This is a genomic window from Microbacterium sp. NPDC056569, assembly GCF_042793475.1.
GTDB lineage: Bacteria > Actinomycetota > Actinomycetes > Actinomycetales > Microbacteriaceae > Microbacterium.
This window is the reverse complement of record NZ_JBHTUV010000002.1, coordinates 322,043-333,918: the sequence shown is the minus strand read 5'-3', so window position 1 is coordinate 333,918 and position 11,876 is coordinate 322,043. Positions and strand designations below refer to the sequence as shown.

Genomic DNA, 11,876 nt, shown 5'->3' with positions numbered 1-11,876 from the left:
CGAAACCCCCTCGCATGTGGGGTATTCCCCGACTCTCAGCCGTTACCCACCGAGCACCCGATCGAGGTACGCGTTGCGGAAGAGCCTCTCCGGGTCGAGGCGGTCGCGCAGTGCGACGAAGTCGTCGAAGCGCGGGTAGCGGGTCCGCAGCACGTCGGCGCCGAGGGAGTGCATCTTGCCCCAGTGCGGGCGCCCGTCGAAGCTCAGCATGATCTCCTCGACCGCCTCGAAGTACTCCGTCGGGTCCTCGCGCCAGTAGCGGTGCACCGCGATGTACCCGGAGTCGCGTCCGTGGGCCGTCGACAGCCAGCGGTCGTCGCCGGCCGCCACGCGCACCTCGATGGGAAACCCGATCCTCCAGCCGCGATCGTCGATGACAGCGCGCATGGCCTCGAACGCGGGCCGCAGGTTCTCGACCGGGACCGCGTACTCCATCTCACGGAATCGCACGGACCGGCTCGTCGCGAAGACGCGGGCCGAGGCATCCGTGAACTCCCGGTTGCCCCAGATCTTCGCCGACAGGCGGTTGATGGGCGGCACGAGGGCCGGGATGATCGCGCCGGCCGCGCAGGCGATCCGATGGGCACCGGTGCCGACGAGCGTGTCGTCGATCCACTTGCCGACGATGGGGAGCGGATGCCGCGGCGCCGCCTCGGGGAGCCGCGTGTTGGTCTTCGTCATCGCGCGGTCCGTGTGCGGGAACCAGTAGAACTCGAAGTGGTCGGCCGCCGCGGCGCGCTCGTCGAGAGCACCCAGGACCCGTTCCAGGTCCTCCGACTGCTCGACCGCGTGCAGCACGAACGCCGGCACGCACTGCAGCGTGACCTCGACCAGGATGCCGAGCGCGCCGAGCCCGAGCGCGACCGCGGGGACCAGCTCGGGATTCTCCTCCTCGCTGACCGTGAACAGGTCACCGGAAGCCGTCACCAGGGTCGCTCCGACGACCTGGCCGGCGATGCCCGTGAAGCGCTCCCCCGTACCGTGCGTGCCGGTCGAGATCGCGCCCGCGATGGACTGGCGGTCGATGTCGCCGAGGTTCTCCATCGCGAGGCCGAACGGCGCGAGGAGCGCCGGGATCTCGTGCAGACGCGTGCCCGCGAGAAGGGTCACCCTGGCACGTTCGACGTCGACCGCGACGAGCCCGGACAGGTCGCGGAGCTCGAGCAGAGCGCCCGGCGCCACCGCGATCCCGGTGAAGCTGTGGCCCGCGCCGACCGCCTTGATCGGCATGTGCTGCGCGGCCGCCGCGACGACCGCGCGCTGCACCGCAGCGACGGTCCGCGGGAACTCCACCCGCTGCGGGCGCACCGACTCCGTGCGCCCCCAGTTGCGCCAGACGCCACCCGGCCGCGTCACAGGAATGCCTGTGCTTCGCCGCGGTAGGTCGCCACCTCCCCCACGCGGGCGTCGCCGTCGACGAGGTGATATCGATCGACGCGCTCGGCGAGTTCGCCGCTCTTGGAGTGGCGGAACCACACGCGGTCGCCCACCCGCAGGTCGCGGGCCGCATCGCCCCGCAGCGGCGTCTGCACCTCGCCGGCTCCCTCGCGGGGTGCCATGCGGAGTCCCGCCGGCGAGACCGCGCGAGGCTGACGGGACTCGAGCGCGGGACCGGAGGCGATCCACCCGCCGCCGAGCACGGTCGCGACGTCGGCGGCCGGCTTGCGCACGACCTCGAGCGCGAACGCGGCGGCCGGCGCCGGGTCGAACATGCGGTAGCCGTCGAAGAGATGCCCGGCGAGCAGACCGCTTCCGGCGGTGACCTCGGTGACGGACTGGTCGGATGCCGTGAGCTCCAGCGATCCCGTCCCGCCGCCGTTGACGAACTCGAGGGGGGCGATGTCGCGAAGGCCGGCCACGATGGCAGCGCGGCGATCGATGAGCTCTGCGGCCGAGCGGCGCTGCATCCACCGGACGGCGGCATCGCCGGAGCCGGTGGCGTCGCCCTGTCCTGCGATCTGCGCCTCGTACATCATGAGGCCCACGAGGCGGAAACCGGGGCGTGCGGCGATCGAGCGGGCGAGCGCGGCGACCTCGGCGGCCTCGTGCACCGGGGAGCGGAGCACGCCGATGTGACCGAGCCCCGGCGCCCGCCAGGAGGCGTCGGCATCGATGGCGACGCGGATCTCGGGCCGCGTGCCGGGTGCGGCCACCGCGTCGACGAGATCGAGCTGCGCGACGTCGTCGAGCATCAGCGTGATGCGCGACGCCGCGGTCGCGTCGGCGGCCAGTGCCGCGATCGCCGCACGGTCGACCGTCGGATAGCCGAGGACGATGTCATCCGTGGTTCCGGACAGCCAGAGCGCCTCGGGCAGAGTGAAGGCGAGGATTCCCCGGTACCCGGGCAGCGCCAGCACGGCGTCGAGCACCTCGCGCACGCGGACCGACTTGCTCGCGACCCGAATGGGCACGCCTCCGGCACGGACGACGAGGTCGAGGGCGTTGTAGCGCAGCGCCTCGACGTTGATGGCGGCGGCCGGCCCGCTGACATCCGCGATGGCATGGCTCATGGCGCCCCAGTAGGACGCGGGGCGGTCCCAGGGCTTCGTCGCCGTGGGCGTGGACAGCAGATCGAGACTCATACGGCTCGCTTCGGGTGCGTGCGCATCGCCCCAGCCTAAGGCGCCGTGCGCGCCCTCGATGACCGGCTGTGGAGGGCCGTTCGCACCCGCTCGGGCCGGCGTGGACCTGCAATCAGTCCTTGCGCCTCGCGGCCCGCTCCTGCTCGACCTCCTCCTCGGCGCCGTACACCGCGATCGGCGGCGCACCGAAGAGGAGAGCCGTGATCTTCCACCACCAGCCGCTGCGCGGCGGAGGCGGGTGCGCCTCGCCCCGACGGTCTGCGCTGTTCTCGCTCATGCCTGCACCCCTCACCGGGTTTTTCCCAGGCTAGCGCCTCTTCTCGGCGATCGCGAGAGGTGGTCGGAGTACCCCCGCTGGGACTCGAACCCAGACTGAAGCGATTTTAAGTCGCCTGCCTCTGCCATTGGGCTACGGGGGCGCGCCGCGCTCCGGAGAACGCGAATGCCGCAGGCTCATCTTCTCAGACGAGCCTGCGGCATCTCGGTCGCTATCAGTTGGCGGCGACCTTGTCGGCGTCGGCCGCGGCCTTGGCCGGGGCCTTGCGCGCCGGCGCCTTCTTGGCCGGTGCCGCCGCCGCCGCCGGCTTCGCGGCGCGCGCCTCGACCGGCTGCGGCGGGCGGGGGCGCGCGGCGAACTCTTCGAAGACGTAGCGGGGGTTCTGGACGGTCGACAGGTTCACCATGTCGCGACCGAGCCAGAAGTTGTTCCACCAGCCCCACAGCACGCGCCACTTGCGCTCCCACGACGGCATCGCCAGGCCGTGGTAGCCGCGGTGTGCGAGCCAGGCGATCCAGCCCTTGAGGGCGATGTTGCCGGACTGGAAGACGCCGACCCAGAGGCCCAGGCCCGCCACGGCACCCAGGTTCTTGTGGATGTACTCTCGGGGCACCTCGCCGCGGAGCACCGCCACGAGGTTCTTCGCGAGGAGCTTCGCCTGACGCACCGCGTGCTGGGCGTTGGGGACACAGTAGCCGCCCACGCCGCCGCCGGTGAGGTCGGGCACGGCCGAGACGTCGCCGGCCGCCCAGGCGCCCTCGACGACCTCGTCCTCGGTGCCGACGCGCAGGTCGGCGCGGGTGCGGATGCGGCCGCGCTCCTCCACAGGCAGGTCGCCACCGCGCACCACCGTCGGGTTCGCCATGACGCCGGCGGTCCAGATGATGAGGTCGCTGGGGATGGTCTCACCGGTCGACAGCTCGATGTTGCCGCCGACGGCGCCGGTGACCTGCGTGTCGAGGTGCACGAAGGCACCGCGCTTCGCGAGGTTCTTGAGCACCCACTCGCTCGTCTTCAGCGACACCTCGGGCATGATGCGGCCCATCGCCTCGATGAGGTGGAAGTGCGTGTCGTCGAAGGTGAGCTGCGGGTAGCTCTTGACCAGCGAGGAGGCGAGCGAGCGGAGCTCGGCGAAGACCTCGATGCCGGCGAAGCCGCCGCCGACGACCACGACGGTGAGCAGGCGGTCACGCTCGGGGCCGGCGGGCAGCGTCGAGGCCTTGTCGAAGTTCGACATCAGCTTGTCGCGGATCGCGACCGCCTCTTCGATCGTCTTCAGGCCGATCGCGTTGTCGGCGATACCGGGGATGGGGAAGGTGCGCGAGACGGCTCCTGCGGTCACCACGATCTGGTCGTAGGCGAACTCGTACGGCTCTCCCGCGATCGGGGTGATCGTCGCGACCTTCTGAGCGTGGTTGATCCCGGTCACCTTCGCGGCGACGACGTTCGTCTTCTTGAGGTGACGGCGCAGCGCCACGACGGAGTGGCGGGCCTCGATGGAACCGGCGGCCACCTCGGGGAGGAACGGCTGGTACGTCATGTAGGGCAGCGGGTCGACGATCGTCACATCCGCCTCGCCCTTGCGAAGATGCTTCTCGAGCTTCCAGGCCGTGTAGAAGCCTGCGTATCCGCCACCGACGATGAGGATCTTGGGCACGGTGTTGGTCACGGTTTGGAGTACTCCTCCTGTGTCAGCGGCTCGGCGCGCGGGACGCCAATCGGATGCGTCGGACAGCAGCGGTGACGCCGAGCGCCACCAGTATAGCCGTCGCGGTGACCAGCAGGAGCGGGAGTGTGCCGTAGATGACGGTGTCCCGATCCGGCAGGAGCGGTGTGGCGACCCCCGTCGCCGGGTCCGCTTCCGGCAGTGGCGGAACCTCCGCGGGCGCCGCCGGCTCCTCCGGGAGCGGCGCCACGGGCGCCCGCCGGTACAGGCGCACCCAGTCGTCGAGACTGCCCATCGGGTTGGCGCTCACGACCGGGACGCTCGCGGCGACGGCGGCGGCAGCATCCACCAATCCGTAGCCGTACAGCACGTCCGGCAGGTCCGTCGCCCCCGCCGCAGGGTGGGCGGTCTTGATGATCCGGTTGATGACGTTGTCCGCATCGAGGTCGGGGTGCGCCGCCCGCACGAGCGCCGCGACGCCGGCGACGATGGGCGCAGCACCGCTCGTGCCGTCCCACGAGACGAGCGTCGAATCGGCGGAGACCCCGACGAGCTCTTCGCTGGGGGCGGTGACGCCGATCGTGATGCCCTGCGTCGACGCGTCGACGCTGGCCCTGCCGGACCGATCGACGCCGCCGACCGTCAGCACACCCGGGATCGTCGCGGGAGCGCCGACGCGCGTCGTCCCGCTGCCCCGGTTCCCGGCGGCCACGACGATCACGACATCGTGCTCGAACGCGTAGAGGAAGGCGTCGTCCCAGCTCTCGGGCCAGTCCGGCACGTTCGTCGTCAGCGACATGTTGATGACATCGGCGCCGTTGTCGACCGACCACCGGATGGCGTCGGCGATCTGATCGGAGAAGGGGCGCGGGGCCGACGAGCCGAATGCGACCGAGACCGACAGCAGCTGCGCCTCGGGCGCCACGCCGATCATGCCCGCGTCCGGGCCGGTGCCTCGGCCGGCGGCGAGCGAGGCCACCCAGCTGCCGTGGTCCTTGTCGACGGCGCCCACGGGCGTGCGGCCGTCGGGCGAACCGGCGCCCGAGACATCCGTGCCGGCGGCGACCGCACCGTCGAACTCGACGGGTCCGCGTCCGATCCCGGTGTCGATGACCGCGATCTTCACGCCGGCGCCGCGCGTGGTCTCCCACGCCTTCTCGATGCCGTAATCGGTCAGCCAGTACTCGGCGGCGCGCACCGGGTCTTCGCCGGCGGGCGCGGCCTGGGCCGCGGCGGGAGCCGCCACGACGAGGGTCGTCGCGACGGCCGTCGCGGCGACGACGGCGAGGAACCGCCGGATCATCCGCCCGATCCCGGCTGCGCGCAGACGCAGCGCTCGGGCGACCACGACGACATCGCCAGCGCGCGGTCGCCGATCGGGTTGACACCGGGGCCGGCCGCGAGCGCGTGCCCGGCCAAGGCGTGCAGGCACTTCACGCGGGTCGGCATGCCGCCCGCGGAGATGCCGGCGATCTCTTCGACGTCGCCGAACTCGGCACGGTCGCGCAGGTACGCCTCGTGCGCGTGTCGGTAGGCGGCGGCGACCTCTTCGTCGGAGGCCAGCTCGCCCTGGAGCTCGCGCATCACGTGGTCGGCTTCGAGCACCGACATCGCGGCGGTCGCGGCGGGATGCGTGAGGTAGTAGAACGTGGGGAACGGGGTGCCGTCGGGAAGACGCGGCGATGTCGCGACGACGGTGGGGTTGCCGCACACGCAGCGCGCGGCGATGCCGACGACGCCGCGCGCCGGACGACCGAGCTGTTCGCGGAGCACGGCGAGGTCGGCGTCGCTGACAGGGGGGTACGGCGGGGTCGTCACAGAGCTGCTCCTTGGTCGGGCCCAGGGTACCGGCGCCACCTGGGATGGTCCTGGGCCGCGACGCGTCCGCACGCGGCGCCCCTCCTCCCGCGGCGGCGGGTCACGGGGTCGGCGCGGTCGTGGGTTCGGAATCGGGCACGCCCACGGTCACGGGCGCCACGGTCTGGGCGAGCCCGGCTTCGGTGACGGAGCGTACGAGCTTCGACATCCAGTCCGCGTCGGCGGCCTGCAGCTCGTCGCTCACCGGGTCCTGCTCCTGCGGCGCGAGCTCGGGCGGGAGGTCGTCGTCGACGAGGTACACGACCTCGCCGGGCTTGACGTAGTACAGCCGTTCGCGCGCCTGCGTGGTGATGTACGCGGGGTCCTGCCAGCGCTCGCGCTGCGACTCCAGCTCGGCGACGTCGTCGCGGCTGACCTGCACCGCGGACTCCAGCGCCGCGATCTGCTGCCGCTGGTCGACGTACGTGCCGATCGTCGGCACGAGCACGAAGGCCGCCAGCACGACCAGGCCCATCATGATCACCATGAAGCCCGACAGGCGGATGCCGCCGAGCCACTCCCGGACGTCGACAGGGCGCCGTGCGCTCACCGGCCGGCGCCGCGGCGCGGTGGCACCCGTGGTCCGAGAAGGACCGGGGGTACGCGAAGGGGGAGCCGTCTTCTTGGCCACGGCTCCCCCTTCCGTCGAGATCACGCTGTCAGCGCATCAGCCCTTGAAGCGCGGGAAGGCTCCGCGGCCCGCGAACACCGCGGCCTCGCCGAGCTCCTCTTCGATGCGCAGAAGCTGATTGTATTTCGCGACGCGCTCGCTGCGGGCGGGCGCGCCGGTCTTGATCTGACCTGCGTTCACCGCGACCGCGAGGTCGGCGATCGTGGTGTCCTCGGTCTCGCCCGAGCGGTGCGACAGCATCGAGCGGTAGCCGTTCTGCGTCGCCAGCGCGATGGCGTCGAGCGTCTCCGACAGCGTGCCGATCTGGTTCACCTTGACCAGCAGGGCGTTGCCGACACCGAGGTCGATGCCGCGCTGCAGGCGCTCCGGGTTGGTGACGAAGAGGTCGTCGCCGACCAGCTGCACCTTCTTGCCGATCTTGTCGGTGAGAGCCTTCCACGCGTCCCAGTCGTCCTCGGCGAGCGCGTCCTCGATCGTGACGATCGGGTAGTTGTCGACGAGATCCGCGAAGTAGTCGGTGAGCTGCTCGGCCGACCAGGGCTTGCCCTCGACGGTGTAGACGCCGTCCTTGAAGAACTCGGTCGCGGCGACGTCGAGGCCGACGGCGATGTCCGTGCCGGGGGTGAAGCCGGCCTTCTCGATCGCCTGGATCAGGAAGTCGAGACCCTCGCGGTTGCTGGGGAGGTCGGGCGCGAAGCCGCCCTCGTCGCCGAGCCCGGTCGCGAAGCCGGCGGCCTTCAGCTCACCCTTGAGGACGTGGTAGACCTCGGTGCCCCAGCGCAGCGACTCGGCGTACGTGTCGGCGCCGATCGGGGCGAGGAAGAACTCCTGGAAGTCGATGCCGTTGTCGGCGTGCTCGCCGCCGTTGATGACGTTGAACAGCGGCACGGGCAGGACGTGCGCGTTGGGGCCGCCGAGGTAGCGGAACAGCGGCAGGTCGGCCGAATCGGCGGCGGCCTTGGCGACGGCGAGGGAGACGCCGAGGATCGCGTTCGCACCGGTGCGCGACTTGTTCTCGGTGCCGTCCGTCGCGATGAGGATCTCGTCGACGAGACGCTGCTCGCTCGCCTCGACGCCCTCGATCGCGGGGCCGAGCTCGTCGATGACGGCCGCGACCGCCTTCAGCACGCCCTTGCCGCCGTAGCGGCTCTTGTCGCCGTCGCGCAGCTCGTACGCCTCGAACGCGCCGGTCGACGCGCCGGAGGGGACGGCCGCGCGCTGGACGATCCCGTCGTCGAGCAGCACCTCCACCTCGACGGTCGGGTTTCCGCGCGAGTCGAGGATCTCACGGGCGCCTACAGCCTCGATCTGTGCCACAGGGGGTCTCCTTGCTTGGTGGAGGGTGGTTCGTCGGAGCGTCGTCGGTCCGCCCACGAGTCTAGTGATGACGGATGCCGCGGCCAGAGGCATCCGTCATACGACGAGTGCGATCGCGATGCCGTCGTAGCCCTTGGCGTCGAGCGTCTGGATCGCGGTCGCGTCGAAGCGCGGGTCGCGGCCGAGCATCTCGAGGCCGCGCTGGACGCCGATGATCTGGGGATTCTCGGTCGCCGGGTTGGCCACCTCGCCGCCGCGGACGGTGTTGTCGACCATCACCACGGTGCCGGGGCGACCGAGCCGCGCGGCCCAGTCGAGGTAGATCGTGTTCGACTCCTTGTCGGCGTCGATGAAGACGAGGTCGAACGGCTCGCCGCCCTCGAGGGTGGGCAGCACGTCGGCGCCGCGCCCCAGCCGGATCTCGACCTTGTCGCCGACGCCGGCGCGCTCGAGGTTCGCGCGCGCGAGTTCGGCATTGACGGGCTCGGCCTCGATCGTCACGACACGCCCGTCGCCGGGGATCCCGCGCGCCAGCCAGATCGTCGAGTACGCCCCGAGCGTGCCGATCTCGAGCACGCGGCGCGCGCCGGAGATACGGGCCATCAGGTGCAGCAGCTTGCCGTTGACGGGTGCGACCTCGATGGCGGGGAGTCCGGCCTCGTTCTGCTCGGCGACCGCCTGCTCGAGGCCGGGATCGTGTCCGACGAGCAGCTCCGTGAGGTACGCGTCGACGCGACGCCAGGTGTCGGGTGTGGGATCGGCCATGCGCTCAGCCAATCCGCACACCCGTCGGACGTCAAGACCTGGTGGCCGCCCGCTCGACGAGCGCCTCGAGGAGCGCGGCGCCGGTCCCGGCATCGTCGACCGTCACCACGAAGCGCTTGCCGCTCCGGCGCAGCACCTCGATCGCCTCGCCGGTGCGCAGCACCACTCCGAACCGGCGTCCGGTGCTCAGGCGCAGACCCCAGCCGCCGAACTCTCCCACGGGGTTCACATCCACGCGCGCCGCCGAGGTCACCTCCGCGAGGGGCACGTGGAACCTCGGGAAGCCGAGCAGCGAGTCCACGTGGAGTCCGGTGTCATCCACGCGGACGTGGAACGCGAGCGTCGTCTCCGCGAACACGAGGAGCAGCAGCGCGACACCGGTCAGCAGCCAGGCCAGCACCGGGTCGGCGCCGGTCACCCAGGCGACGACGGCGGAAGCGGCGACGAGGATGACCGCGGCGACGATCAGGATCGCGGCACCACGGCTCATCCCGACGGCGCGCATCCAGAGCACACGTTCGTTCGCAGCGAGCGCGAGAGGCATCGCGGGCGTGGCCGCAGCATCCGTCCCCGCCTCGCGCGGCTGGAGGAACCACGCCGCCACGCCGACCGCTGCGGCCGCGAGGAACGAGGCGGCGAGCGCAGCCCACACCGTGGGCGCGTCCGCCGAGCTGTCGAGCCCCGCCTGCATGACGAAGGTCCAGGTGAGCGCGACCGTGACCAGTGCCGACAGCGCCGCAGCCGTCGCTCCCATCAGGCGATACGTCATGCCGCGGTCGCCCCGGCGCAGGCCCGGAAGCGACGTGAGGGCGATGAGGAGCGGGAGACCGAGCCCGAAGGCGATGGTCGCGAGGGGCTGGGTCCAGGCGGGCGCGAAGCCGTCCGCCTCACCCGCCGCGTTCCAGTGCACGGCGATCGTCGCCGGCACTTGCGGCAGCAGCACCAGCTGAACGGCGACGCCGACGGCGACGAGCACGATCGGCAGCCACACGGCGACCAGCACGAAGCGGCGGAGCGCGAGCCGGGAGAGGGTGGTCGGGTCAGCGGGTCGTGCGGTCGTCATGAGCGGCGATCTCCTTCACAAGGGCGGCGAGTGCGTCGGATGCAAGTCCCGCCGCGCGCGCCCGCGCGACGAGGTCGTGGATGTCGTGATGAAGGCTCTCGAGCGTCGATGCCTGCTCGGTGACGACCGCCCCGCGGCCCCTCCGAAGTTCGACGAGCCCCTCGTCGCGGAGGTCCTGGTACGCGTGCAGCACGGTGTGCACGTTGACGCCGAGCGCCGCGGCGATGTCGCGGGCTGCCGGAAGCCGGTCGCCCGGCCTCACACGGCCGGCCGCGGCATCCGCTCTCACGGATGCGGCGATCTGCGCGAACAGCGGGGCATCGCTCTCGGGATTGATTCGGACTAGCACCCTTTAATTCTAGTACCACTAGAACAAGTAAGGTAGCCAGTTGTCGGAATCCCCCAAGCGAATACGCGGGCGCCGACGATGTCCACCAAGCTGGGGCGCATGCGCATGACCCCTCGACGCCTCGCCGTCGGCATGAGCCTGTGGATCCCCAACCTGTTCAGCGGCATCCGCGTGCGGAGGTTCGCCGACGACTGGACCAGCGCCACCGTCGAGCTGCACGTCAACGTCTTCACCCGCAACTACGTCAAGACGGCCTTCGGCGGCTCGATGTCGGCGATGACCGACCCGTACTACTTCATGCTCGTGATGCACCAGCTCGGCCGCGACTACGTCGTGTGGGACACGCGCGGCGAGATCGAATTCCGCAAGCCCGGCCGCGGCGTGCTCACGGCGCACTTCGCGGTGCCGCGCGCGAAGGCCGACGAGCTCCGCGAGCGCGCGCGTGGCGGGGCGAAGGTGCTCGAGTGGTTCGAGACCGACATCACGGATGCCGCGGGCGAGGTCGTCGCCCGCGTACGCCGCGAAGTGTACGTGCGCGAGAAGAAGCGGGTGACCGCGGCCTCGGCGGGCGGCGCATAGCGCCGTCGGACATCACCGGGCGGCCCGGTAGTCCGTCGCGGTGAAGCCGAGCACCGTGCGGAAGTCGTTCGCGAGGTGCGCCTGGTCGGCGTACCCGAGCTCGGCGGCGACATCGGCGAGCGGGACATCCGGATCCTCGCGCACGCGCTGCGCCGCCTCCTGCAGTCGCCGACGCCGGATCATCGCGGCGGGCGGCAGACCCACCGTGCGGTGCGCGAGCCGCTGCAGCGTCCGCACCGACACCCGCAGGCGCTCGGCCGCGTCGTCGAGCCGGAGGATCCCGCTGTCGTTCATCAGCAGGTCCGCCATCGCGTTCGCGAGACGCCCGTCCGACGTGGGCGCTCCGATCCGCTCCACGAGCCACGCGGATGCCGTGACGCGGGCGGCATCGAGGTCCGGCATCGCCGCCGACACCGCGTGCTGCAGCTCCGGCTCGTCGAGCACGATGTGCGCGTCGACGAGGTCGCTCGGCGCGTCGTGCAGGCGGGCGTACGCGGCAGGCCTCAGCAGGGCGCCCACCGCCCAGCCGCTCCCCCGCAGCTCGCGCTCGGACGCCCGCGTCGTGGCGCCCCACAGCGTGACGCCGTCCGGCTCGATCGCGAGGTTCGCCGCCGGATAGCCGAGGATCGGCTGTCGCGAGACGACGCCGTCGGGAAGGTCCCATTCCGGGATCCAGAACCACTCGACGAGATCGGATGCTGCGCCCTCCGCCGCGAGCCGTGTGAAGCGCGGCAGGCGCTCCGGGTAGAGCACGCCGCGCGTCGGATCGGTCACCCCGTCACGGTAGTGC

The 11,876-nt window shown here is 71.5% G+C and carries 13 protein-coding genes and 1 tRNA gene; 1 reads left to right on the top strand and 13 read right to left on the bottom strand.

Annotated features, from left to right (window positions below; translation table 11 throughout):
* Window positions 1-42: 42 nt before the first annotated feature.
* From ACFQ7C_RS03880 to ACFQ7C_RS03825, 12 genes are all read right to left on the bottom strand, one after another.
* The gene (locus ACFQ7C_RS03880) at window positions 43-1,356 is read right to left on the bottom strand and encodes a D-arabinono-1,4-lactone oxidase (protein ID WP_378898115.1); all 1,314 of its coding nucleotides are present in this window, start codon (window positions 1,354-1,356) and stop codon (window positions 43-45) included.
* Window positions 1,353-2,582: an alanine racemase gene (locus tag ACFQ7C_RS03875; protein ID WP_378898113.1), complete on the bottom strand. Its 1,230-nt coding sequence runs from the start codon at window positions 2,580-2,582 to the stop codon at window positions 1,353-1,355. The genes ACFQ7C_RS03880 and ACFQ7C_RS03875 overlap by 4 nt, the downstream gene beginning before the upstream one ends.
* Before the next feature lie 112 nt (window positions 2,583-2,694).
* Window positions 2,695-2,859, bottom strand: coding sequence for a hypothetical protein (locus ACFQ7C_RS03870; protein WP_378898111.1), 165 nt, complete (start codon window positions 2,857-2,859; stop codon window positions 2,695-2,697).
* Between the two features lie 69 nt (window positions 2,860-2,928).
* A tRNA-Leu gene (locus ACFQ7C_RS03865) sits at window positions 2,929-3,001 on the bottom strand.
* A gap of 72 nt (window positions 3,002-3,073) precedes the next feature.
* The gene (locus tag ACFQ7C_RS03860; RefSeq protein WP_378898281.1) at window positions 3,074-4,516 is read right to left on the bottom strand and encodes an NAD(P)/FAD-dependent oxidoreductase; all 1,443 of its coding nucleotides are present in this window, start codon (window positions 4,514-4,516) and stop codon (window positions 3,074-3,076) included.
* 34 nt (window positions 4,517-4,550) lie between these two features.
* A complete protein-coding gene (locus tag ACFQ7C_RS03855) occupies window positions 4,551-5,828 on the bottom strand; it encodes a S8 family serine peptidase (protein ID WP_378898109.1) in 1,278 nt (425 codons plus the stop codon).
* Complete coding sequence (locus ACFQ7C_RS03850) at window positions 5,825-6,343, bottom strand: DUF501 domain-containing protein (RefSeq protein ID WP_378898107.1); 519 nt, start codon at window positions 6,341-6,343, stop codon at window positions 5,825-5,827. The genes ACFQ7C_RS03855 and ACFQ7C_RS03850 overlap by 4 nt, the downstream gene beginning before the upstream one ends.
* Window positions 6,344-6,443: 100 nt before the next feature.
* Window positions 6,444-6,932, bottom strand: coding sequence for a septum formation initiator family protein (locus tag ACFQ7C_RS03845; protein ID WP_378898105.1), 489 nt, complete (start codon window positions 6,930-6,932; stop codon window positions 6,444-6,446).
* 117 nt (window positions 6,933-7,049) lie between these two features.
* Window positions 7,050-8,330 (bottom strand): phosphopyruvate hydratase, encoded by a 1,281-nt coding sequence (eno, locus tag ACFQ7C_RS03840; protein WP_378898103.1) that lies wholly within the window; start codon window positions 8,328-8,330, stop codon window positions 7,050-7,052.
* 96 nt (window positions 8,331-8,426) lie between these two features.
* Entirely contained in the window at window positions 8,427-9,095 is a 669-nt protein-coding gene (locus ACFQ7C_RS03835; RefSeq protein ID WP_378898101.1) for an O-methyltransferase, read from the bottom strand.
* A 31-nt stretch (window positions 9,096-9,126) separates the two neighbouring features.
* Complete coding sequence (locus ACFQ7C_RS03830) at window positions 9,127-10,158, bottom strand: DUF1648 domain-containing protein (RefSeq protein WP_378898099.1); 1,032 nt, start codon at window positions 10,156-10,158, stop codon at window positions 9,127-9,129.
* Window positions 10,136-10,507 (bottom strand): GntR family transcriptional regulator, encoded by a 372-nt coding sequence (locus ACFQ7C_RS03825; RefSeq protein WP_378898097.1) that lies wholly within the window; start codon window positions 10,505-10,507, stop codon window positions 10,136-10,138. The genes ACFQ7C_RS03830 and ACFQ7C_RS03825 overlap by 23 nt, the downstream gene beginning before the upstream one ends.
* Before the next feature lie 78 nt (window positions 10,508-10,585).
* Between ACFQ7C_RS03825 and ACFQ7C_RS03820 the strand changes: the two genes are divergently transcribed.
* Window positions 10,586-11,086 (top strand): DUF4442 domain-containing protein, encoded by a 501-nt coding sequence (locus ACFQ7C_RS03820; protein ID WP_378898095.1) that lies wholly within the window; start codon window positions 10,586-10,588, stop codon window positions 11,084-11,086.
* Window positions 11,087-11,098: 12 nt separating this feature from the next.
* Here ACFQ7C_RS03820 and ACFQ7C_RS03815 read toward each other — a convergent pair whose 3' ends face one another.
* Window positions 11,099-11,860, bottom strand: coding sequence for a helix-turn-helix domain-containing protein (locus ACFQ7C_RS03815; RefSeq protein ID WP_378898093.1), 762 nt, complete (start codon window positions 11,858-11,860; stop codon window positions 11,099-11,101).
* Window positions 11,861-11,876 lie beyond the last annotated feature (16 nt).